Here is a 22884-nt window from a genome sequence, read left to right as displayed (position 1 = left end):
CTTATTTATAAATAGATCCCGACTAAAACCGCCTGTCCCCTTAGCAAAATATTTCTATGTTATTTTTGGCAACCGCTCACGTAAATAACAACATTGCCTAATGTTTTTTAGCAGGTAATATAAACATAAACTCTTGAAAGCACACTCTAAGCGATATTACATAAAACAGAAAGCTTCTTAAATCAAGAAAATAAGGAGATTTTATGACCTTAACACTCATTTGCAGCGAACTTATCACCAAAATACTCGCGCTAATGAGATTATTTCCATTGCCAGTGTTAGTGCCTGTCTCCTGAACATTACCGTCATACTGACATTAGATTCTGTGATAGATGACCCGTTACTGGTGGAGTGACGAATTTTCTGCCAATTGGCTTGCCGATAAAAAGATTGAGACAGGTAAAATATTCCCAGTCCGGCATGGCAACATCACTTTAGCGAATGAGCGATACCTATAGTCTAGCTATTTCAGCACGTCATAGACTAGAAAAAAGCACCGCCAACCTACTTTAATGTATAGGGGAAGTTATAATTTAAACCAAATTTCGTCGAAGAGGCCAATTCAGCAAATCACTATAGTCACTGGAGGAATTTTATGGCACTTCAACCACCAATTTTACCTCAGCTTATAAATGAAACCATTACCACGGCAAGAATATCAGCGGATAGCGGCATCAAGGTCTATATCCCTTCGTACGGAAATTTGAGAGTGGATGACATCATCAGTATATATTTCAATAGTGTCTTAGTCGTTGATTATAGAATTACAGAGGTGGATGTTTTACCTCAACAATTTCTTATCCCCGGCAACTCCGCTATGTTAGGTAACAATATTATGCAATATACAGCCACAGATAGAGTGGGAAATACAACTTCATCCGATCCGTTACCGTTCACTGTCGTTCAAAGCGCTTCCGTAAGTGACTATGTTTTGTCTGCACAAATCATTAGGAATGGCGCCAATGCGGATGGGCATGACCAAAACCAAATTATCTACATTCTTAGCAGCTTGACGGGTCAGTCGGTATCAGATAAGTTTATTACTTTTGCGCACTACGATTCCGGCGGCGTTAATCTTAGCGCTCCCTACGGCCAGACAAGTAACGCTGGCCTCTTTAATTTATTTATCACTAGTAGCATTAACGAAAATGTTTTAATTGTTGCCACACTGAGCAGCGACAATACGGTGACCAATTCTGAAGTGTTGAGTTTCGTTGAAGCGCCTATCACTTATAGTCTGTCCGCCACGGTTGTGGTTAATAACCAGCCCGCGAACGGCCAAGGCTATAATCTGGTGGTGGCAAAACTGGTGAATAGCCTAACGCAGGCAGGAATTGGCGGTCGGTCGTTGCAGGTTTACGTCGGTGGCGCCGCCAACTATCCCAATGCCGTCATCACCAATGAAATGGGTGAGGCCAGTATATATATTTCCACTACTAACCCTGGGTCGATGAACGTCATTATTTCTCTTCAATCTGACTATACCGTTCAAACAAATTTAGACATAAATTTCATTCCCAGCTACCCCATTACTTTCCCTCCGTATGAAGTATGGGTAGGAGAGTATGTTCCAGTGAGTACATTATTTGGGCCGATATATTTTCAACAAGGACATGTGTATGAAGTATCACTCAGCCGGACGTATAATTTTATTTGGGATTGTGGCGTAAATTATGCTCATATATATTCAGGGGCGGGTACTATTTGCGCATCAGGTCGGCCAACGGACTTTTTATTCCTTGGCGATGGTTTCTCATATCTAAAACCGCTTAAAACCGGTTCTGGCGCCGACTTTTATTCCCGATATGCACCCTATTACAATGCTGCAAATTCAGGATATACCCTAGTGACTGTAGTTGACCATGGGCCAACTGATAGCACATTCTCCATACCCGCGATACTCGGCAAACAAGGAAATGTGTTGTTAGAACATTCAGATAATGCGGAATCGCCCAATCCAGCTGGAAACGTCACGCCGGAGATTGCTTATGAACCCACTGACTACTGGGTTTAGGATTTAGTTGCAACTATGGGTATTGTGTGCCAATGGTTGGCACACAATACCCAAGGGTTTATAGTAAAAGAGTAATTTGATAACATTATTATAAAGATGTTATTTTTGGCAACTTCTCACGTAAATAACAATATTGCCTAGTATTTTTTAGCAGTTAATATAACTATAAACTCTTGAAAGCACACTTCAAGCGAAATTACATAAAATGAAAAAATTTTTAATTAATCATAGCAAATATGAAGTTAAGGAGATTATATGCCATCAGCATATCCATGTACTCAGCCTCTAGCCGGCTTGGCCCCTCCGCTGGTTCCGCAGGTTTTTAATGGCGTGATACACACTATTCAAATAGATCTTGCCGGCGGTCTTTACATACAAGTCCCCCCCTATCCTGACCAAGCTATTAATGACATTATCCATGTATTTTTATCTGATGTAGAATATCCTGTAGTCAGTTTTATTATACAAACACTCCCGGGCTTGCCCAGAACCTTTTTAATACCCCCTAGCTTAGTGACGGTGGGGCCGTATTTTACATTTTATGCAGCAATTGATGAGTCCGGCAATCAGGCGGCATCTCCGAGAGTCGATTTTAATATTGTTCAAAGCGCGCGGGTGAATAACTTCCTCGCAATCACGATCATTAATAATGGCGCGACGGCCGACGGCGTTTCGGAAAATCTTGTTAAAGCCACATTATATAACCCGATGTTGATACCCGTGGCCGGAGAACTATTACAAATTTCGGTTAGCGGCCCGGCCCAGTATCCTTCTATTATCACCACTGATGCCTCGGGCGCAGCTTATATCCCAATTACCAGCACAGTGGCCGGCCCTATGACCGTGACCGCCAGTCTGGCATCGGATCCCACGATAAGTATCTCTACACAAATTGAATTCCAGGCTTTCAATCAGTCAGTTTGTCGTTGAATGGGAATAAGCAAAAGATAACCAGCCCGGCAGGATTATACTCTTTTAAGTATTGCATAAGCTGTATATTTTTGCCGGACTGTCTTTTATAGCCGGCATCAGTTCGAATTTATATAATGGCCACATTACCTTTACATGCCATAACTTAAAGCAAGAGCTGGCTGGCCCACTCAAATTTTATAACACCAAGGAGTTTATATGGTCCTCAGTCCTCCCATTTTCCCCCAAGCTATAAGGGGGAGGATAACCACCGCACAGATTGCCGAGGCCAATGGGATCATCGTGGAGATTCCTGTCAATAGCAGTTTCTCAGAGGGCGATTTGATCAGGCTTCAATTTAATGCCCGTATATACGAACGCTTCATTTCAGAGGAAGATGGACAACCGGTAATTTTTCTTGTAGCGGATGTCTTCTCTCATTTGGGGAATAATACGGCGTATTATACCGTTGTCGAGCCCAGCGGACGTGAAACCCGTTCGCTTCCGGCAAAAGTATTTATTTCAATAACGCTTGAAGCTGACGATGATGTCGTCAATACTCATTAAGCGTGGCATGGGGTAGCCCCGACCGGCTCTATAACTCCATATCTATAAATATTATCGCCACCGGCTAAGAATTTCTCCTTTCAACTGATGCTCTTGCCCTGGACCCATGTTGCAATGACCTTGGCGAAACGTTTGCCGAGGTCATCACCCGCCCTATTTTGAATGTCGACAAGCTGAATCGCCAATGAGAAGCACTGGACACATACTGGCATATGCCCCTATCCTAACCCCATGCTGTTTCACTTATTTGCGACAAACGAGAAGGATAACATCATGCGTATGCTGGTTGTAGGGGCAGGGGCCACCGGCGGTTATTTTGGCGGCCGGCTGGCGTTGGCGGGACGGGACGTGACATTTTTGGTACGGGGAAAACGCGCCGCGGCGCTGCGTTCCGAAGGCATGGAAATTATCACCCCGTCAGGTCTGCTGAAGTTGCAACCGCAGATCGTGGAAGCCGGGGAAATCACCCGACCCTATGATGTCATTTTAATTGCGGTAAAAGCCTTCGCCCTGGGATCGGTATTGGAAGCCCTTGCGCCGGCGGTGGGTGAAAACACCTTGATTATGCCCATCCTCAACGGCATGAAGCATCTGGAAGTGCTGACGGAACGTTTCGGTAAAAACGTTGTTATCGGCGGCCTGTGCAAAATAGCCGGCACGCTTGACGAGAGAGGAAGAATCGTCCAGCTCAGCCCGCTGCATGAGATGACCTATGGTGAACTGGACGGCTCGGCCTCTGAGCGCATCACCCGGTTGGATCGCTTATTTCAAAACGCCGGCTTTAATGCCCGGCTCTCGCTGAACATTATCAGCGAAATGTGGGAAAAATGGCTGCTGCTGGCAAGCCTTGGGGCCATTACCTGCCTGATGCGCGGCAATATCGGCCAGGTGGCCTCGGCGCCGGGGGGCGACGAATTCGCCCGTGCGGTAATAGACGAAGTGTTGGCGGTATTGGTTTCGGTGGGTTATATCCGGCGGGAGGAGTATCTACAGCAGACTATCGGCCTGTTGACGCAAAAAGAGTCGGTGCAGACCTCATCCATGTATCGCGACCTGATGCAGGGGTATGAAATAGAAGCGGATCAGGTGATAGGCGATTTGGTAAGCATTGCCGGCCGTGGGGGATTGTCCGTCCCGCTGCTGAGAGCGACCTCTGTCAACTTGTCCGTTTACCGGGCCGCACGGGACAACATTTGAGGACTCGGCGTCGCCCGGCGGCGCCGGGCGTCTGAACCCCCTAAAGGGTAAAACCGTCCTTTTTCACCCCCAGCGCCAACAGCTGTTGCTGAAGTGCCGCCGGTAATTCGTCGAACCAGTGTTGCTCCTCACCGGGCAGCGGCAATACATGGCCGTATTCAATCATATCTCCCGCCTCGAGATTGCAGAGATAAATCCAGATGCGGCTGGGGTCGACGCCGGCGATACGGGCAACGTCCCGCAATATGGACTGCATTAATCCGGCCCGCTGCTCTGCGCTACGTCCTGCGCGAATGTCGCCCCGGATCCACAGATGATCCCCCTGCGGTTCGCCGCCGAGAAATAGGGTGCTATTTTCACGTTCTTCAATCACCACCTGCACAAAATAGGCCGGCGCGCCGGTGGCCTCATGATGTGCGCGGGTGATGCTTTGCGCCATCAGAGCCTTTTGCCCTGCTGATAATAATTGTTTTGGAATCGAACACACATAAGTCGGCATATATCACTCCTCATGGACTAATTTACTGGCATATGCCAATATACTCCCGACCGGATCTCAATGCTGGAGTAAAAAATGCCGTCCACCAAAAAACCTCCCTCGGAAAAACATCCCATGGCAACACTAGGCGATGGCGCTCTTCAAACGTCCCCCGGGGAAACCAATGCGGGCGGCAAGGTGTTACATCCCTGCCATGCCACCGCCCTGCGCAAGGCGACACGCCGTTTATCGCAGCTTTATGACGCGGCGCTGGCACCCTGCGGCCTGCGCTCAACCCAACGCTCGATACTTCGCCATATCCACGACGCCGGCGAACTGACCATGGGGGATTTGGCGGATATACTGGTATTGGACCGTTCGGCGTTAAACCATAACCTCAAACCGCTGGAGCGCGACGGACTGGTCCAGGTGAGGGTTGCCCTGAAAGATAAACGCAGCCGCCGGGTGAGGCTTACCCCGGCGGGGCGGGAAAAACTGGCGGCGTCGCAACCCCTCTGGCGAGAGGCGCAACGGCGTTTTGAGGCCATTATTCCCGTTGGCCAAACCACGGAATTAATATCTATCCTGGCGGAAATCTCATCGCCGGAGTTTGCGGAGACCTTTATCGCGTCACCAGGGGTAAATCGCGCATGACCTGCATTATCGAGAAGAGCTGATCGCTAAAGAAATAAAGCGCCAGCGTTCCGAAAGCCAATAGAAAAAAAATTCCAAATATCATATTTATTGTAAAGGAATGTAGCGAAGAATTAATAGATTCCAATAATTTCAATTCTTGCCTCCTTGAAGCCAGCGACGTCTCTATTCTTTGCAATGACAAGGCTATTTGTTCAAGGGTTGCCTCGCCATCAGCGTCTTTTTCTTCTGCTCTATGCTTCACCTCGAGTAAAACCGGTCGTGCAATCATCATGGCGGCCATCCCTTTGAATAGGGTGTCGACCCTGTCATAGGCACTCATTGCGGTGCAAAAAATAATGGACAGGGCAGCAGGAAAATAAATATGCAAGAAACTTTACCGGTGGATATTGGCTCTCCCCGGACCTGATAAGGTTGGTGTTTTTTTCGGCTGAATTCAACCCGGCAAATGGAAAATGACAAAAATATATTCCAATTATATGATTTATATCAGTTTAATTATTTTTACAAAAACATCGAATAAAATCCCTCAATGGCGTGTTTACTCAGTATGCAAACCAAATGAATAGGATGATAGTATGTCAGTGGATTCCATCGCTCCAATGAATACCGAAAAACCCTTTTATGATAAATTAACGTTAACCCTGCATTGGGTAACGGCGCTGATAGTCATTTTTCTTTTTGCCAGCTCACAGATTTGGGAACAGCTTGAACGCGGGACGTTTTGGCGAAAGACATTACAATCACTGCATATTTCTTTCGGTATCACGTTAGCGGCAATTATTATTATTCGCCTTATTTGGCGCGCCACCGCCGGGAAAAAATTACCCGCCGCCTCTTCATCACTGTTCATGCACCGTGTCGCCAAATTAACCCACTGGGCATTATATCTGTTATTAATCGCACAGATCACCCTGGGCTTTCTTTTTCGCTGGGCGCAGGGCGAGCCTTTTATGTTTTTCGGCTTCTTTACCGTGCCGGACATATTCAGCATTGATCCCATGCTGCGCCATACCTTCGGCATGCTGCATTTCTATACCGCCTGGACCATCATTATTCTGGCCGGCCTGCATGCCTGCGCGGCCTTGTTTCACCACTACGTATTGCGTGACGACACGCTGCGAAGAATGATACCGCCGACTAAATAACGCCGTCCGCTTGCCGGCCACGGGCTTGCGCCGGCAAATTTTCCTGATTCATCAGCCCCACCCTACCATAAGAGGAATCGCCACCATGTTTACTCCGATGACGCCCAATGCCGCATTCAAACAATCCCGGCTGCTGATTGGCGGCGCCCTGCTGCTGATATCCGGCCTGAGCCATGCCATGGGGGATAATTCGTCCACCACCCCCACCTGCCCCAAAGGACAGATTTACGATTCGCGCACCAAATCCTGCATGGTGGATAAAGGCGGCATGATCTCCGACGCCGACCGCACCCGCTACGCCTATACTCTGGCGAAAGCCAAGCGTTATCAGGAGGCTCTGGCGGTACTGGATACGTTAAAACAGCCCAATACCGCCCAGGCCTGGAACTATCGTGGCTACGCCACCCGCAAACTCGGCCGTACCGACGAAGGCATTGGTTATTACCAACGGGCGATCGCCCTCGATCCTCATTATGCCCTGGTCCGGGAATACCTGGGGGAAGCCTGGATGATCAAGGGCAGGCCCGATTTAGCCAAAGCGCAACTGGCCACCATAAAAACTCTGTGCGGCACCGGTTGTGAAGCTTACCGCGATTTGTCCGAAGCCATTAAAGGCCATCCCGAATCCTGACGGGTCCGGGGAATAAACATGACGTTATGGCATCTACATTAACCGGTCCTTGTATTCTGGAAAAAGCTATTCCTATAATCTGCCGAGACACTGAATCAGGGCAGGAGATTGCTATCATCGATACCCATGATATCCGCGGCGAGTTGGGGCACTATTTGACGCGCCTATGGCGCTACGGCATGGTGTTGTCCCGCAAACCGGATATAGCCGATGATTTGGTGCAGTCCACCTGTGTGAGGGCGCTGGAGCGTGCCGGTCAATTCACCGTCGGCACCGCGCTGGACCGCTGGCTTTTCTCGATTCTGCATTCCATCTGGATCAACGAGATCCGTTCGCGGCAGATTCGTCAGGGACAAGGATTTGTCGATATAGACGAGGCGATGGCGGAAAACGATCAGGGAGACTCGGAATCCACTGTCTGGGCGAACCAAATCATGGCCCGCGTCAACCAATTGCCGGAGGCGCAGCGGAATGCGGTCTTTTTGGTCTATGTGGAAGGGTTTACCTATCAGGAAGCGGCGCAAACCCTGTCCGTGCCCATCGGAACCATTATGAGCCGGCTGGCCGCCGCCAGGCTGACGCTGGCAAAATATGCCGACATTTCATCAGCCAACCCACAGGTGGAGGGAGACAGGATATGACGCAACATCCCTCAGCCCCCACCCTAACCGATGAACTGTTGGTGGCTTATCTGGATAATGAATTGGATGCCGACCGGCGCCGGCAGGTTGAACAACAGCTAAGCGACTATCCGCAGCTCGCCGAACGGCTGGCGTTGCTGGACCGGGCCAGCCTGCCCTTTAGCGCGGCTTACGCCGGTATGCTGCAACAGGCGCCGGCAGCGCGGTTGCAGGCTCGCCTGGATGGTCTGGCGAGCGCAGACAACCCGAGCGGCGTGGACAGACCGGCTAGCTCTGGTGTTTCGGGCAAATTGACACAGGCAAAGCCGTCGGACGCCGGGCGCGGCATCAGCCGCAGAAATATTATTGCGGCGACGTTAGCCGGCCTGGCGGTGGGTTCCCTCGGCGGGCGGTTGTCTTTCGGGCTGTTCGCACCCGCGGGGCGTCAGGATAACTGGCGGGATCTGGTGGCGGAATATATGTCGCTGTATACCGACGAGACTTTCGCTGATACGGCGACATCGCCGGACCTGCGGCAACGGCAGTTAAACACCGTAGGCGCCAAACTGGGCCTTACCCTGGATCCCGGCCGGCTCAGCTTACCGGGTGCCGAGCTGAAATTCGCCCGGTTATTGAGTTACGACAGTCAGCCCATAGCGCAAATTGCCTATCTGGACGAAAGGCACGGGCCGCTGGCGTTGTGCATTACCCGCGTCGGCAATGGCGGCCGGGAAGAGGATCCGGAAAGCGAAGTACTGCGCGGGATGAACGTGGTGTATTGGACCCGGGGCGGCCACCGTTATATGCTGATTGGCCATAACCCGGCCACCGATCTGAACGCACTGGCCAAAAAACTGATGGCGGTATCATAACGCCTTAAAACCGGCAATGCGGCGATGCGCTGCCGGCATCCCGTAAAAAAGCCTGCCGGCGTATGAAGCATATTGGTGAAGGATTGGCACAGGAACAACGACGCGATTCAGTCCATGGAACGGTTTAATAAATAACCGCCCATGGGCATCGTTAAAAACAGCGGGTAGGCATGAGTTGCCCGGTTCAAACTTCTTCGGCCACCGCCACCGGCACCGGCTGTAAGCGGTCGGCGCTCAGCGTCACCAGATGCGGCCATACCGCCATCAGCGTGGAGACGATAAGATCCAGATCCTCCTGCGTGGCGCCATCGCGCGCCTGTACCGACATGCCTTGCAGGGTGCCGGCCAGATATTTTGCCAGCGCCGGCACCGGCACATTGGCGGATAAATCCCCCTGCGCCTGACGGGCGTACAGGAAATCCTTCAGGGTATTTTCCTGTAAATGATGGCGGCATTTCAACATCTGCGCCACTTCTTCGGACGATGCGGACAGCGCAGCCGAGGTACAAATGATAAAACAGCCCGACGGCAGGCTCTTATCAGTAAACATCGAGGCGGCCGCGCGGAAAAAGTTTTCCACCGCCTCGGCGACGGTACAATCCGGACGGGAGAGCAGCGCTTTGCCCTTCTCGGCGAATTTGATGACATAACGCTCCACCGCCGCCCGGAACAACCCTTCTTTATTACCGAACTCGGCATACAGGGTCGGCGCCTTGGCCCCGGTGGCCTCCACCAAATCGGACATAGAGGTAGCTTCATAGCCATGACGCCAGAACATCTCCAGCGCCTTATCCAGAGCGGTATCACGGTCAAACTGTTTCGGACGCCCGCGACCCTTCTTCAGACATGCCGCTATTTGCTCTGTGCTCATAACTATCCTCGTATTCGGTGGAGTGGCAGATAATAATTAACGTCCACTATAAAAAAACTTGTTACCGCTGTCGAGAGAGTTTTCCGAATAATGTAAGCATTGTTTTCAACATTGATAACCCGCGCTCGCATCCCCGGCTTTGACAAAAAAAACCGCGACTCCCCGCCGGATCGCGGACGCTTTGTTTTAGTTGAGATTAATGACCTTATGCCACTGGTTAACGAACAGCATACGGGCCGGCATCATCACCCTAAGTGCCGGAGGCATCAATTTGGAGAGGGCCGACACGACACCGTAAACGCGCGGGAACGGCGCATAAGGTCCGGATGACGCGGCCGGCGGTTGCAACAACGCCATAAACGCACGGGAAGGGTTCATCCGGCTCCAACGTGACCGTTCTATCGCACGCACGATATTGCCAGCGGAGACCTGGTTTTTAATATAGAGGTATAGCTCCCGGCGACAAAATATTGCCCGACGCTGAAGGGACGAAAGACTCCTTAGGTAGTTTTAGACATACTATTATTCTATAATATAATGAATATAACCAAATATGATTAATTATGGATAGTCTCGCCCATCGTTAAACAAACCGCATTTGAGGTACATCAACCCCCTTTAGTTCAATTTTTTCACGAGCTTTTTTCGACATTACTCATTATTATCTGACATCGAGACACGTTGTTACCGCTTTTATCTTATCGTTGAACCATGATAATTCCGCGGAGCGCAAAAAACTATAACCCTACTACATAATAAGTAATGTGGATATTTTCAAATAAGGATGAAATAATGAAAAAGCTTTGTTTAGCGCTGATAGCCTGCGCCACCCTGGGAACAACCGTAAACGCTGTAGCCGACAGTAACCATACGGTTTCAATGGGTTACGCACAGAGTAAGATTGAAGATGGCCCTACCCTTAAAGGAGTAAATGCAAAGTATCGCTTTGAATGGGATAGCCCTGTCAGCATCATTTCTTCATTGACCTATATGGGTGCAAGCAGTACCGAAGAAGAACGCCATGGAAGGTATAGTGTTTTTAAAAAATCAAAAGATAAATATCTAAGCCTGTCGGCGGGTCCGGCCTATCGCTTTAATGAATTTATCAGTCTTTATGGCTTAATTGGCGCTAATTTTAATAGATACTCTGATAATACCTGGTCTGTAAAACATCCTAATAATGTCAAAAGGGATCAGGATAGTAGCAAAGAAAGAAATGTAGGATTCATGTATGGCACCGGTATCCAAATTAACCCGCGCCATGATATCTCCGTGGATATCGGCTATGAAGGCTCAAGTGCGAAAAACAGCGGCGGGGACAGATATTCCATCAACGGCTTTAACATCGGCGTCGGTTATCGGTTCTGATTGATCCCTATAGTGCTCCCTCGTTATCGATTAATCCGCATTCAGGTCGGCCATGGCCGGCCTGAATGCGGATCTCGCCTATAACAGCGGAAAAGCCAGTTTACACCGTACGTGCAACAAAACTGTTAAAGGGAGACCGTGTTTGCTGAGGCCGGGTCGAAGCGGGCGTGGTTTTTCCGCCCGCCCGAGCGCCCCACAGCAGGGTAGGCCCGCTTACACCGTACGTGCAACAAGCCTGTTAAAGTGAGACCGTGTTGATGGGGTCGAAGCGGGCGTGGTTCTTCCGCCAGCCTCGAGCGCCCCACAGCACGGTAAGCCCGCTTACACCGAACGTGCAACAAGCCTGTTAAAGGAGACCGTGCTGATGGGTCGAACCTAAAACAACGTATAGGCAACCATGCCCACCAGCGCGCCGGTGGTGCCGAGAATGGTTTCCATCAGGGTCCAGGTTTTCAGGGTTTGCAGTTCCGTGGCGCCGGTCAGCTTGCCGAACAGCCAAAATCCCGCGTCGTTAACATGGCTGCAAACAATAGAACCGCCGCCGATACACACCGACAGTGCGGCCAGCTGCGCGCCGTTCAGGCCAAGACCGGTGATAACCGGCATCACCAGGCCAACGGTGGTTAAACAAGCTACGGTAGCCGATCCTTGAATGATACGGATGGCCGCCGCCAGCACAAAGCAGGCCACGGCGATAGGCAAGCCGGTGCCGATCAGGGCATTACCCAACGCCGGGCCCACGCCGGAATCCACCAGCACCTGTTTAAAGACCCCGCCGGCGCCGGTCACCAGCAGAATAATCCCCGCCGGTTGCAGCGCCGCGGAGCAGATCCCCATCACCTTATCTTTACTCATGCCCTGCCGGTACGCCAGGCCGTAGATAGCCACCAGGCAAGCCAGCAAAATGGCGATAAACGGATGACCCACCAATTCCATCCAGCGGTAAAGCGTCGACCCTTGGGCGACAAAACGCACCCCGATGGTTTTTAATCCCACCAGGATCAGCGGGAATAACACCAGCGATACGCTGAAGCCAAAGGAGGGCAAGGCGTCGGTTTTTAATGCCGGCGCGGCAATGTCTTCCGGCATTGGAATGGTCACATACCGGCTGATAATGCTGCCGAACAGCGGCCCGGCCACCAGCATACCGGGTATGGCCGCCGCCAGGCCGATGGCAATCATCCAGCCATAATCCGCATGCATCTGCGACGCCAGCAGCATCGGCGTCGGCCCGGGCAATAAAAACGCCGCCGCGGCAGCCACACCGGCAAATAACGGCACCAGCAGCTTCACCAAATTGTCGCCGGTACGGCGGGCAACGGCAAACACCACGCCAATCAACAGCATGACCGCCACCTCAAAAAACAGCGGCAACGCACAAATAAGCCCGACGATGCCGAGGGCCAGGAACGCCCGCCGTTCACCAAAGCTCTTGATCATCTTGGTGGCAATTTGATCCAGCGCGCCGGTTTCATGCAGGACTTTACCAAACATCGATCCCAGCGCGACGACAATGGCCAGAAAGCCCAAAGTACCTCCCATGCCCGCCTGCATGGTATCGGCGATTTTCTCCAGCGGCATACCGGAGAAAATACCGGTGCCGACGGACACCAGCAGCAAAGCGACAAAAGCGTGCATACGCGCTTTCATCACCAGGAAAAGTAATATCAGCACCGAGCCGATAGCGGTGATAACCAGAGTCAAGGTACTCATCATGCGTTATCCCGTCCGGCGTTAACACGCCCGTTAGCTGGAGTCCGCGGGAATTTCAACGCCGGGACATTATGTTTTTTTATGCTTGGTTCAAACACCTGTTCACTCCACTGGAATAAAACGTCGTACGCCTTGTTCCGTTATCGTTCAATTGACCTGTACCAGGCGAGTTTGGATCTCAACCGGCAAACAGATATGTTACCGGTAACAATACTCCAGCCGGTCCGGCTAAAACGCAAGAAATTAGATATACATCACACAAAATTTGTGATGCACCTCGAAAAATTAGCTTTATCTCACACTTTTTTTGTAAAGAGTTCGTTCCGGTATAATCACCAACCGACAGTATTTTTTCAGCATTGGGTGGTGGGAATGGCGTAAGGGAAGAGAACCCGTCTCTGGGGGACGAAGGGAAAATGCTATAAAAGAAGAATATAGAGGTTGTGATTAAGTTAATCGTCAGTAAATAAACTGAATTAAATAAGTGAGCTTTATCTATTTTATATTAAATTAATTATATTGTAATAATTATGTGGGTGAGAATCAGTTTTCCATGATATCGGCCTCCGGCATAGGCGATAAAAACCACGCAATATTAATATTATTAATTAATTACCAGACTAACTATTTGCGGGATATTTCCGTCACGTCGGTCATTGGCAAAAGTGCCAACCAAGGTTGAAAAACAAACATCAAAATGAGCCGCCACGCCGGCAGCTCAATTCAATGAGTCCCCGGCGCCGAGAGCACATAAAATAGTCACTATTTATAGCGGATTTCTTAAAAGCCTTAGGTTTCGCCGTCAACCATGATTGGCCACAGCAGAGCAGGAGGTGGAAATAGAAATGGGAAGGGGAGCGGATTCACCATCATGCTCCAAATGCTGCAGCGCTTGAAACACCTCAAGGGGCGCAATATTCACCACATTGTGATCCGGGGCCGCCAGCAGGATATAGGGCACCTGCCAGGGCGCCCAGCATACCGGGTCGCTATCGCCGAACAGGGCGACGATACTTTTACCCAGCCCCGCGGCAATATGCATGGCGCCGCCATCGCTGGTCACCACCCGCCCGCAGAGCTCCATGGCGCCGATGAGCTCTTCAAGCGTTCGGGTAGGGATAGGTATCAGGCACGGCAGATTACAGGCCGCGACAATACGCGCGGCCATGGTATCGTCGCCGGGGTGAGTGGGATTGTCCGCGGCCCCGGGGGACCACAGCAGGATAATCTGGCAGGGTCCCATGGCGGCCACCATCTGCGCCAAAGCGATGAAGTTGGCTTCCGGCCAGCGCTGTAAAACCCGGCGGGCACTGATCTGCAAGCCCAGGATCGGCAATCGGTTATCAACGCCGTATTGTTGAGCCAGGGTGGCGACTTTGGTCGGGTCGGCGAACAGGTGAAGCGGGCCGGCGACGGCCTGGATGCCCAAAGGAGCCAGCATACGATGGAAAAGCTGTACCAGATGCTCGGTATGCGGGGCGGGCAGCGGCACCAATTCGGTTATGGCCGGATGGGGGTCGACGCCCAGTGCGATGACCTTCGGCGCACCTGACATGATGCACCATTTGAGAAAGCGTTTGTCCCACCGGCTCTTGGCGATAATGGCGATATCATAATGAATACGCCTGATATTCCAGATAATATGCAAACGGTGCAAAAAAATTCTGAGAAGGGACTCACCCCGGGCTCGATGATGACTTTTTTTATAAATATAAACCCGCCTTATGTCGGGATTACCGGTTAATATTGCTGCATTGTAACTATTGGCTACTACATCCACTGTGTATCCCCCGTTAGCCAACGCTTTTATTAACGGGGTGGTTAACAACGTGTCGCCGATATTATCCCGACAAACCACCAGAGCTCTCATGCTAAGTCTCCGCTTACGCTTATATATTAGATTCGGCTTGTCGTTAAATAATAAGACTCACTGAGGGCCGACCGGCCAATGCCCCTGGCTGGAGATATGACAGCCACCTTAATAAAGGGTTCATTGCTGCTGAAAATAGACTTTTGCCGACCTGAACCCGCAGCGTAAACGAAGCAGCCAGGGGCAGAATGTGATAAGCGCATCAGAGTGAAAATATCCGCCGGCCCGGTCGCGATAACCTCACCAACCCGGCGTTTTAGCGGCCATGGCGTTCAGCGCACGCTAACGGCCCAGCCGGGGTCTAAGTCAAAACCGAAGTCAATGTCTGGGCCAGCCTGGGCCGTGGCTACACTCTGCCTGACCCCGCGCCGCCGGCCACTATTCTGCACTATACTATTTTTTTGATTATTTGAGCAAAAAACGATCCAGCCGCTGATGCAGCTGACTGTTTTCCTGTTTCAGACGCTTGATTTCATCCAGCAGGCCCACCGCCAGCGCGATGCCGGGCCAGTCAAGCTCCAGCTCCTGTCGCAAACGCTGCGCCCGTTTGATCTCATGCAGGGCCGCGGGCTCGAAACGCCAATTATCGTCGGAGTCATCTTGCGGCGTAATAATGCCCAGCCCCACCACTTCAAACAGTTCGTCCCGGGAAATACTGGCATATTGACAAAACTCGGTAATTTCCAGAGTTACCCTAACGTCGGTCATGACCTGTCACTCCCATTCCGCACGAGGATTAAATGCACAATGCGCGGCGATTTCAGCCCACAGCTTACGCGCCTGCTCGTCGGCCTGCTGCGGCATCACCACCTTGATAAGGGCATACAAATCGCCGGTGCCCTGCTTGTTTACCAGCCCCTTGCCTTTAATGCGCAGCTGCTGACCGGTCTGGCTGTTGGGGGGAACGGTAAGGGTTATCTTGCCGGTCAGCGTCGGAACCGTGACCTTGGCGCCGAGCGCCGCTTCCCAAGGAGCCAGGGGTAAGGTCACCAACAGGTTATTACCGTCGATATCAAACAGCGGGTGCGGCGCGATGCGAATAATCAGGTAAACATCGCCGCTGGGACCGCCGCCGCTGCCGGCGGGTCCCTGCCCTTTGATTCGGATACGATCGCCATCGCCGACTCCGGCGGGGATTTTGACCTTCAGCGTTTTGGCCACCGGTTGCCCCAGACGGCCATGTTCCACCTGTCCCGGAAGCTGGAAACTGATGGTGCGCTGATGTTCCTCCAGGGTTTCCTCAAGGAAAATCGCCACCTCGATTTCCACATCCTGGCCGCGACGGGCCGCCCGCCCGCGCTGCGAAGTAAAAGTCTGGCCCTGGCCGCCAAACACCGACTCGAAGAAATCGGAGAAATCCCGCTGCTGGAAATCACCGGCCCCCTCGGCGTTACCGCCGCGGCCGCTTGGCTGCCAGCCCGGCGGCGCTTCAAAACGGCCGCCCTGCCCGTATTTTCGCAAGTCGTCATACTCGGCGCGGCGGGCGGTATCCTTCAACACCTCGTAAGCTTCCGCAACATCCTTGAAACGGCTTTCAGCGTTAGGTTCGGTACTGACATCGGGATGGTATTTACGGGCCAGACGGCGATAGGCGGTTTTGATTGTTTTGATATCGGCATCGGGCTCGACGCCCAATGCGGCATAATAGTCTTTAAAGTCCATACAGCTCTCTACCGCCATGTTTTTAAGGGATGATGCGCGGGTTTATAACACCGCTGACGGAAATATCTGCAATGCATTTAACTTTAGCACTTCAATCCTGGTGTTAAAAGCCCGTCCGTCTCGGTTAATTCACTCAATAACCCTGAACCGCCAAACCGTTTAACAGGGGGCGACCATAGAACTCAATACGCAGCTTAAAAATACTGTCAACAGGGATAAATACGCTGGTAATTGTGATGCGCCTATCACAAATACGCCGTTAGCAGCAGGAAAGTGTATATCTTTAGCCGCCATGACCTCACGGTGTGCGGCAATAGGGTTCCATGGTAGCACTTCGCCCGGCCATTCGCCGTTGTTGAGTCGTCTACGGAGCTTACCATGTCATTGTCTGGAGAATATCAAACACCCGCCGCCATCATCCCGGCTCCGGGCAACGCCCGGTTTTTAAACCTGTTTATCTCTTTCACCGCCGCCATGGCCGGGCTACTGTTCGGGCTGGATATCGGCGTTATCGCCGGCGCATTACCGCTGATTACCGCGCATTTTTCCCTGAGCAATCAATTGCAGGAGTGGATAGTCAGCAGCATGATGCTGGGCGCCGCGCTGGGAGCATTGGCCAATGGCTGGTTTTCCTCACGTCTCGGACGCAAATACAGCCTGATGATCGGCGCGGTGCTGTTTATTTTCGGCTCCGTCGGTTCGGCGTTGGCCCAGTCGCCGGAATACCTGCTGCTCAGCCGGGTGGTCCTGGGGTTCGCCATCGGCATCGCCTCCTACACCGCCCCACTCTATCTGTCGGAAATGGCCACCGAATCGGTGCGGGGAAAACTGATCGCCATGTACCAGCTTATGGTGACGCTGGGCATACTGCTGGCCTTTTTATCCGATACCGCCTTCAGCGCCAGCGGTAATTGGCGCGCTATGCTAGGCGTGCTGTGCCTGCCGGCGATTATTCTGCTGGCGGCGGTGTTTTTCCTGCCGAACAGCCCGCGCTGGCTGGCGTCCAAGGGACGGCATATCGAGGCGGAAAAAGTGCTGCGGATGCTGCGCGATACGTCGGAAAAAGCGCGCCAGGAGCTGAACGACATCCGCGAGAGCCTCAAACTGAAACAGAATGGCTGGGGCTTGTTCAAGAGCAACAGCAACGTGCGGCGCGCGGTGTTCCTCGGTATGTTGTTACAGGCCATGCAGCAGTTCACCGGGATGAATATCATCATGTATTACGCGCCGAAAATATTCAGCCTGGCCGGGTTTACCAGTACCTTCCAGCAAATGATCGCCACGGTGGTGGTGGGATTGACCTTTGTGCTGGCGACATTTATCGCCATCGGCATGGTGGACAAAGCCGGCCGTAAGCCGGCGCTGAAAATCGGCTTTACGGTAATCGCCGTCGGAACGCTAATGCTGGGAATCTGCCTGCAACTGATTAATGACGGTAATCATTCTGCAGGCATTTCGTATCTGTCGGTGGGCATGACCATGATGTGTATCGCCGGTTATGCCATGAGCGCCGCGCCGGTGGTCTGGATCCTGTGCTCAGAAATCCAGCCGCTGAAAAGCCGCGACTTCGGCATTACCTGTTCCACCACCACCAATTGGGTGGCCAATATGATTATCGGCGCCACTTTCCTGACGATGATGAACCTTATCGGCGCCGCCGCAACCTTCTGGTGTTACACCGCGTTGAACGTGCTGTTCGTGGTCATTACCTATGTGTTGATCCCGGAGACCAAAAACATCACTCTGGAAAAAATCGAACGCAACCTGATGTCAGGTAAAAAGCTGCGGCATATCGGTCAGTAGGCGTTAGCATGAGTGCAGGTCCGGCATATCGGCAACAGGATTCGTTGAGGTTACAGGGTCCGGCATATCCTTAGCACGGCCTCAGGTCCGGCCACAGCGGCCGCACGGCTTCCATCAGGGAGGCCGTACCGGCCGCCACGGACATATAGCGGATATTGCCGTCCCGGAAGGCATGGGTGACCTCCAGTCCGGCCTCGGCGCAAATAACCAGGCCGCCGGCGATGTCCCACAGCGTGGTACGTCGCTGCAAATGGCCGTCAACCAGACCCTTGGCCGCAAATACCATGCCCACCGTGGTGCAGCGATAACATTCCACCGACCACTCCGCCCGGCGCAGGCCTTGATAAAAGGCCGCCGCGTCCGTCAGCCGGTCATCGGCGCTGTCGCCGAGGGACACCATCTTCACTTCGGCAAAGCGACTATCACGGGCAAAGGGCCGCCCCTGGCTAAATACGCCTTGGCCGGTTTCAGCGGCCAGCAGCTCGTTGAGCACCGGCAGCGCCACCACCCCCATCACCGGTTTTTGCCCCTCCAGCAGGCCGAGGGAAACACCCCATAACGGCGAGCCGCGTAAAAAATTCGCCGTGCCGTCAATGGGATCGATAACCCAGCTGGCCGCCTGGCCCAGCTCGCCCCCCAGCTCTTCGCCGACGACGTTATCGGCGGGAAAATGCTGTTGCAGGCGATCGCGGATCAATCGCTCCACCGCCATATCGGCCTCGGAAACAAAATCCTGGCTGCGTTTGCTGTTAAGCTGAAGCCCGGCCCGACGTGAAAAATGCCATAAAGCCAGCTCAGCCGCTTCGGCGACGATTTGGCCGGCGATGGCCAAACGATGAGAGGGTAACGGGTTCATGATGCTCCTGGTGTTTCAAAAGCCCCGTTCCGGTGCCGGGGCCGACATGGCGTGACTCTCAACATAGTCCGGCCCGCTGAAAACATCCATTGGATTAGGCCCGCGCCCGGGATTTAAAACTTTCCAGCATCACGGCGATGATAATAATCGCCCCTTTCACCACCTGCTGGTTATAGCCGGAGATATTCATGAGGTTCATCAGGTTGGAGATGATGCTTAGGATCAGCACGCCGATAATGGTATTCACCACCGTCCCCTTGCCCCCCGCCAGGCTGGCGCCGCCCACCACCACCGCCGCGATGACGTCCAGTTCAAAGCCGATGGACATTACCGGCGATCCGACCCCGGTCCGGGTGGACGCCAGCACACCCGCCAGGCCGCAGGCCAGTCCGCTTAAGGCATACACGGCGAATTTATACCAATCCACCCGCACGCCGGCAAAGCGCGTGGCCGTTTCATTGGAACCGATGGAAATCACCAGGCGTCCGAACACCGTATACTGGTAAACGAAATGGGCGATCAGGGCAAAAGCGATAAAGACGTAGACCGGCAACGGCAGTCCGAACAAATAACCGGTACCAAAATTGACGTAGGACACATCGTCGATAAATATGGGTTGCCCCTTGGACACGATCAGCGCCAAACCGCGGGCGATGGTCATCATGGCCAGGGTGGAAATAAACGGCGCGATATTAAAAAAGGTCACCAGACAACCGGCGGCGGCCCCGACGAGGGTGGCGATACCCACACCCGCCACGATGGCCGGCAAAACGCCGATTTCCGGAATCAACAGCGCCACCGCCACCGACACCAGGGCCATAATCGACCCCACCGATAAATCGATACCGCCGGTGAGAATAACGAACAGCATGCCGATAGCCGCCAGCCCCAGCGGCACGCTTTGCCTAAGGACATTGGTAATGTTTTCCGGGCTGTAAAACCGGTCGGATAAAAAATTGGCGACAATCAGCATGACAAAAAACACCAACAACGTAGAGTTATTGGAGAAAAATTTCAGCACTTTGGCCCGCAGGGCGAAACCCGTCGATGCAGTGGAATGGGTTACCGTTTCCATAATCTTTCCTCATTTACGCTAAAGCACGTTTAGGTATGGCGAATCTCATGATGTTTTCTTCGGTGATTTGAGGGCCCTGCAATTCGGTGGTTATGGATCCTTCGCTCATGACATACACCCGATGGGCGAGGGAAATAACCTCAATCATTTCGGAAGAAATAACAATAATGGCATAGCCCTTTTTCGCTAACTCATGGATGACGTTATAGATTTCCACCTTGGCGCCGACGTCGACCCCGCGGGTGGGCTCATCAAGAATCAGCAAATCACAATCGGTATTCAGCCATTTGGCGATAACCACTTTTTGCTGGTTGCCGCCGCTAAGACTGGATATGGGATCTTCGATAGACCCCAATTTAATCGCCAACCGTTGCCGGGATTTCTCGCTGAAGGATTTTTCATTACGGTAATTGATAATGCCGAATTTATAACAAACACGTTTTAAACTGGACAAGGTCATATTTTCCCGAATGGGGCGGGATAAAATCGCTCCTTGCTCTTTTCTGTTTTCCGGTACCAATCCGATACCTTGCCGCATGGCATCGGCGGGATGTTTGATGTTGATTTCCTTGCCGTTTTTGAACACTTTACCGCTGCTCATCCGGTCGAGACCGAACAGGCAGCGCGATATTTCCGTACGGCCGGAGCCCACCAATCCCGCCAGGCCGACGATTTCACCCTTTCTGGCGATAAGGTTGATATCATTGAGCAATGATTTGGTGGACATACCCCGTACTTCCAGGATCACCTCTTCCCCCGGACTGTTTTTCGCCGGGTAAAGATTTTCGAATTTACGGCCCACCATGCTGGAAATGATGTCCTCTTCCGTGCAGGTTTTAGGGTCCAGATCGGTGACGGTTTCGCCGTCTTTAATCACGGTAATCGCATCGGCGATGGCAAATATTTCATCGAGCCGGTGGGATATATACAGGATGGTGACGCCTTGTCCCTTCAGCAGTTTCAACTGGCTGAATAAAATATCGATTTCCCGGCTTGATAATACCGCCGAGGGTTCGTCCAGGATCAATATCTTGACATCCCTGGCCAAGGATTTGGCAATTTCCACCATTTGCTGATATGCCACGCTCAAACTGCCGAGACGGGCAGTGGGCGGTATTTGGAAACCCAGATTCGACAGCACACGGCCGGCCTTCTGGTTCATTTTTTTCCAATTGATAAAAAGACCGCCAAAACCCAGATCGCCGAGGAAGATATTTTCCGCCACGGTCAGATCCGGTGAGAGGGCCAGTTCCTGATAAATAATGCCGATGTTATTTTCCCGGCTTTGCTTCGGCGAAGTGAAGTGGACTTCTTTGCCATTGATGGCAATGGTGCCGCTGTCCTTGATATAGATACCGGAAAGTATCTTCATCAGCGTCGATTTACCGGCGCCGTTTTCACCGACGATGGCGTGAATAGTGCCATGCTTCACCTTCAGGTCTATATTTTTCAGCGCATGGACGCCGCCGAAACTTTTTTTCACGTTATCGATAACGACCGCATACTGGTCCATGACAACACCTCTTTTTCAGCCCCCCTCATGACAAGGGGGGACGGCTTTAGAAAAGCGACTTGGGATCGTAGACTTGTTTAACGTTATCTTTGTTAATCATGATGGTGGGGGTATAGACATAGTCCGGGAAATCCTTATTGCCGGCGGCATATTTGGCGATAACCCCCAGGGCGGTATCCGTCAGGGTATTGGGATTATTGGCGGCGGTAGCCTGCAAGTCGCCGCGTTCGATGGCTTCCAGGCCTTTTTTGTAGCCGTCATGGGCATAGACCTTGACATCCTGCAGCCTGTTGGCGGCTTTCAGGGAGAGTATTGCGCCAAGGGCCATATCGTCCATTTCGCTGTAAACGCAGTTGATCTTGTTGCCTTGGGCGACAATGATATCTTCCATGGCTTTCTGGGCGCCCTGCTGATCCCAGTTGCCCCAGCCCTGGCTGACGATGGTGAGATTGGTCTGGTTATATTTCCTGAGCTGGGCTTCCATGACGCCGCGGACAAAATTGGTGCGCCGGGCTTCACCCACCAGATTGCCTTGATTGCCGCTGATGACGACGCAGTTCATCGGCTTATTGCCGAATTGCTGTACCGCATACTCGCCGATCTCGATATTGTCTTTGGCATTATTGGCCTGTACCCGGGTAATGACCGGCGCGTCGAGGGAGATATCACTGTCCAGGATAACGGTGGGTATGCCCGCGCGTTTAGCGATCTGCGTAATGCGCATACCGGCTTCCGGATCCTGCGGATTTAGCACCAGGTAATTAATCCCTTGGGAAATCATATCCTCCACATCGGAGATTTGTTTGTTCAAATCCCCACGGGCATCGGTGGTGATCAAATCGTATCCGCGCTCTTTGGCGTGAATCTTCATATACTCAGTCAGGCCGTTAAAGAAGGCGCCGTTCAGGGTCCGGTTGGCAAAACCCACCTTGATTTTATCCGCGGCGTGAGCCGATACCGTCACCGTTGCCAAAGCCAACAGAAGACTCATGAATACTTTTTTCATTAAAATCCTTCCTTTTGTTTGTTACGTTGGGTAGAGGTCACTTCGTAAGACTGATGT

23 protein-coding genes are annotated in these 22884 nt (G+C 52.1%); 11 read left to right on the top strand and 12 right to left on the bottom strand.

The features are described from left to right. Positions 1-595 precede the first annotated feature (595 nt). The 4 genes from HB631_RS05810 (at position 596) to HB631_RS05795 (ending at position 4687) form a co-directional block, all read left to right on the top strand. Positions 596-2014, top strand: a complete 1419-nt coding sequence (locus HB631_RS05810) for an Ig-like domain-containing protein (RefSeq protein ID WP_213990214.1) — start codon at positions 596-598, stop codon at positions 2012-2014. Between the two features lie 255 nt (positions 2015-2269). Next, positions 2270-2944, top strand: a complete 675-nt coding sequence (locus HB631_RS05805) for an Ig-like domain-containing protein (protein WP_213990213.1) — start codon at positions 2270-2272, stop codon at positions 2942-2944. Positions 2945-3142: 198 nt separating this feature from the next. Further along, positions 3143-3490 carry a hypothetical protein gene (locus tag HB631_RS05800; protein WP_213990212.1) on the top strand — a complete coding sequence of 116 codons (348 nt, stop codon included), beginning with the start codon at positions 3143-3145 and terminating at the stop codon, positions 3488-3490. 273 nt (positions 3491-3763) lie between these two features. Further along, entirely contained in the window at positions 3764-4687 is a 924-nt protein-coding gene (locus tag HB631_RS05795) for a ketopantoate reductase family protein (RefSeq protein ID WP_213990211.1), read from the top strand. A 40-nt stretch (positions 4688-4727) separates the two neighbouring features. On the opposite strand, the gene HB631_RS05790 is transcribed toward HB631_RS05795, so the two are convergent. Continuing rightward, positions 4728-5186: a tautomerase family protein gene (locus tag HB631_RS05790; RefSeq protein ID WP_213990210.1), complete on the bottom strand. Its 459-nt coding sequence runs from the start codon at positions 5184-5186 to the stop codon at positions 4728-4730. 75 nt (positions 5187-5261) lie between these two features. Here HB631_RS05790 and HB631_RS05785 point away from each other — a divergent pair, with 75 nt between their 5' ends. Further along, positions 5262-5819 carry a MarR family winged helix-turn-helix transcriptional regulator gene (locus tag HB631_RS05785; RefSeq protein ID WP_213990209.1) on the top strand — a complete coding sequence of 186 codons (558 nt, stop codon included), beginning with the start codon at positions 5262-5264 and terminating at the stop codon, positions 5817-5819. Here the strand turns inward: HB631_RS05785 and HB631_RS05780 are convergent. After that, entirely contained in the window at positions 5788-6189 is a 402-nt protein-coding gene (locus tag HB631_RS05780) for a hypothetical protein (RefSeq protein WP_213990208.1), read from the bottom strand. The two genes, HB631_RS05785 and HB631_RS05780, sit on opposite strands and share 32 nt — an antisense overlap. A gap of 208 nt (positions 6190-6397) precedes the next feature. On the opposite strand from HB631_RS05780, the gene HB631_RS05775 reads away from it, so the two are divergent. From HB631_RS05775 to HB631_RS05760, 4 genes are all read left to right on the top strand, one after another. Continuing rightward, on the top strand, positions 6398-6967 hold the full coding sequence (locus HB631_RS05775) for a cytochrome b (protein WP_255556836.1): 570 nt from the start codon (positions 6398-6400) through the stop codon (positions 6965-6967). 97 nt (positions 6968-7064) lie between these two features. Further along, positions 7065-7598, top strand: a complete 534-nt coding sequence (locus tag HB631_RS05770) for a tetratricopeptide repeat protein (protein WP_213990540.1) — start codon at positions 7065-7067, stop codon at positions 7596-7598. A 26-nt stretch (positions 7599-7624) separates the two neighbouring features. Next, positions 7625-8239 (top strand): sigma-70 family RNA polymerase sigma factor, encoded by a 615-nt coding sequence (locus HB631_RS05765; RefSeq protein WP_213990207.1) that lies wholly within the window; start codon positions 7625-7627, stop codon positions 8237-8239. After that, a complete protein-coding gene (locus HB631_RS05760) occupies positions 8236-9090 on the top strand; it encodes an anti-sigma factor (protein ID WP_213990206.1) in 855 nt (284 codons plus the stop codon). Before HB631_RS05765 ends, HB631_RS05760 begins: the two co-directional genes overlap by 4 nt. A gap of 184 nt (positions 9091-9274) precedes the next feature. On the opposite strand, the gene HB631_RS05755 is transcribed toward HB631_RS05760, so the two are convergent. Together HB631_RS05755 and HB631_RS05750 are read right to left on the bottom strand one after the other, a co-directional pair. After that, positions 9275-9961 carry a TetR/AcrR family transcriptional regulator gene (locus HB631_RS05755; protein WP_213990205.1) on the bottom strand — a complete coding sequence of 229 codons (687 nt, stop codon included), beginning with the start codon at positions 9959-9961 and terminating at the stop codon, positions 9275-9277. Positions 9962-10147: 186 nt separating this feature from the next. Continuing rightward, positions 10148-10339: a hypothetical protein gene (locus HB631_RS05750; protein WP_213990204.1), complete on the bottom strand. Its 192-nt coding sequence runs from the start codon at positions 10337-10339 to the stop codon at positions 10148-10150. 414 nt (positions 10340-10753) lie between these two features. Between HB631_RS05750 and HB631_RS05745 the strand changes: the two genes are divergently transcribed. After that, positions 10754-11329 (top strand): Ail/Lom family outer membrane beta-barrel protein, encoded by a 576-nt coding sequence (locus HB631_RS05745; protein ID WP_213990203.1) that lies wholly within the window; start codon positions 10754-10756, stop codon positions 11327-11329. A gap of 375 nt (positions 11330-11704) precedes the next feature. Here the strand turns inward: HB631_RS05745 and gntU are convergent, their stop codons facing one another. The 4 genes from gntU to cbpA all read right to left on the bottom strand — a co-directional run bounded on the left by gntU (position 11705) and on the right by cbpA (position 16574). Continuing rightward, positions 11705-13042 carry a gluconate transporter gene (gntU, locus tag HB631_RS05740; protein ID WP_213990539.1) on the bottom strand — a complete coding sequence of 446 codons (1338 nt, stop codon included), beginning with the start codon at positions 13040-13042 and terminating at the stop codon, positions 11705-11707. 802 nt (positions 13043-13844) lie between these two features. Further along, a complete protein-coding gene (locus tag HB631_RS05735) occupies positions 13845-14699 on the bottom strand; it encodes a glycosyltransferase family 9 protein (protein WP_213990202.1) in 855 nt (284 codons plus the stop codon). A gap of 618 nt (positions 14700-15317) precedes the next feature. Beyond that, on the bottom strand, positions 15318-15620 hold the full coding sequence (locus tag HB631_RS05730; RefSeq protein ID WP_213990201.1) for a chaperone modulator CbpM: 303 nt from the start codon (positions 15618-15620) through the stop codon (positions 15318-15320). Positions 15621-15626: 6 nt separating this feature from the next. Continuing rightward, positions 15627-16574, bottom strand: a complete 948-nt coding sequence (gene cbpA, locus HB631_RS05725) for a curved DNA-binding protein (protein WP_213990200.1) — start codon at positions 16572-16574, stop codon at positions 15627-15629. Positions 16575-16952: 378 nt separating this feature from the next. Between cbpA and HB631_RS05720 the strand changes: the two genes are divergently transcribed. Next, positions 16953-18377, top strand: coding sequence for a sugar porter family MFS transporter (locus tag HB631_RS05720; protein ID WP_213990199.1), 1425 nt, complete (start codon positions 16953-16955; stop codon positions 18375-18377). A gap of 70 nt (positions 18378-18447) precedes the next feature. On the opposite strand, the gene HB631_RS05715 is transcribed toward HB631_RS05720, so the two are convergent. The 4 genes from HB631_RS05715 to HB631_RS05700 form a co-directional block, all read right to left on the bottom strand. Then, complete coding sequence (locus HB631_RS05715; RefSeq protein ID WP_213990198.1) at positions 18448-19233, bottom strand: inositol monophosphatase family protein; 786 nt, start codon at positions 19231-19233, stop codon at positions 18448-18450. 94 nt (positions 19234-19327) lie between these two features. Then, entirely contained in the window at positions 19328-20206 is an 879-nt protein-coding gene (locus tag HB631_RS05710) for an ABC transporter permease (protein ID WP_132927969.1), read from the bottom strand. Positions 20207-20321: 115 nt separating this feature from the next. Then, positions 20322-21821 (bottom strand): sugar ABC transporter ATP-binding protein, encoded by a 1500-nt coding sequence (locus HB631_RS05705; RefSeq protein ID WP_213990196.1) that lies wholly within the window; start codon positions 21819-21821, stop codon positions 20322-20324. A gap of 46 nt (positions 21822-21867) precedes the next feature. Beyond that, on the bottom strand, positions 21868-22827 hold the full coding sequence (locus HB631_RS05700; protein ID WP_213990195.1) for a substrate-binding domain-containing protein: 960 nt from the start codon (positions 22825-22827) through the stop codon (positions 21868-21870). Positions 22828-22884: the final 57 nt, after the last annotated feature.

Source organism: Sodalis sp. dw_96 (assembly GCF_018449575.1).
GTDB lineage: Bacteria > Pseudomonadota > Gammaproteobacteria > Enterobacterales > Enterobacteriaceae > Acerihabitans.
Note: the sequence above shows the minus strand (reverse complement) of the source record. Positions and strands in the feature narration are given on the sequence as shown.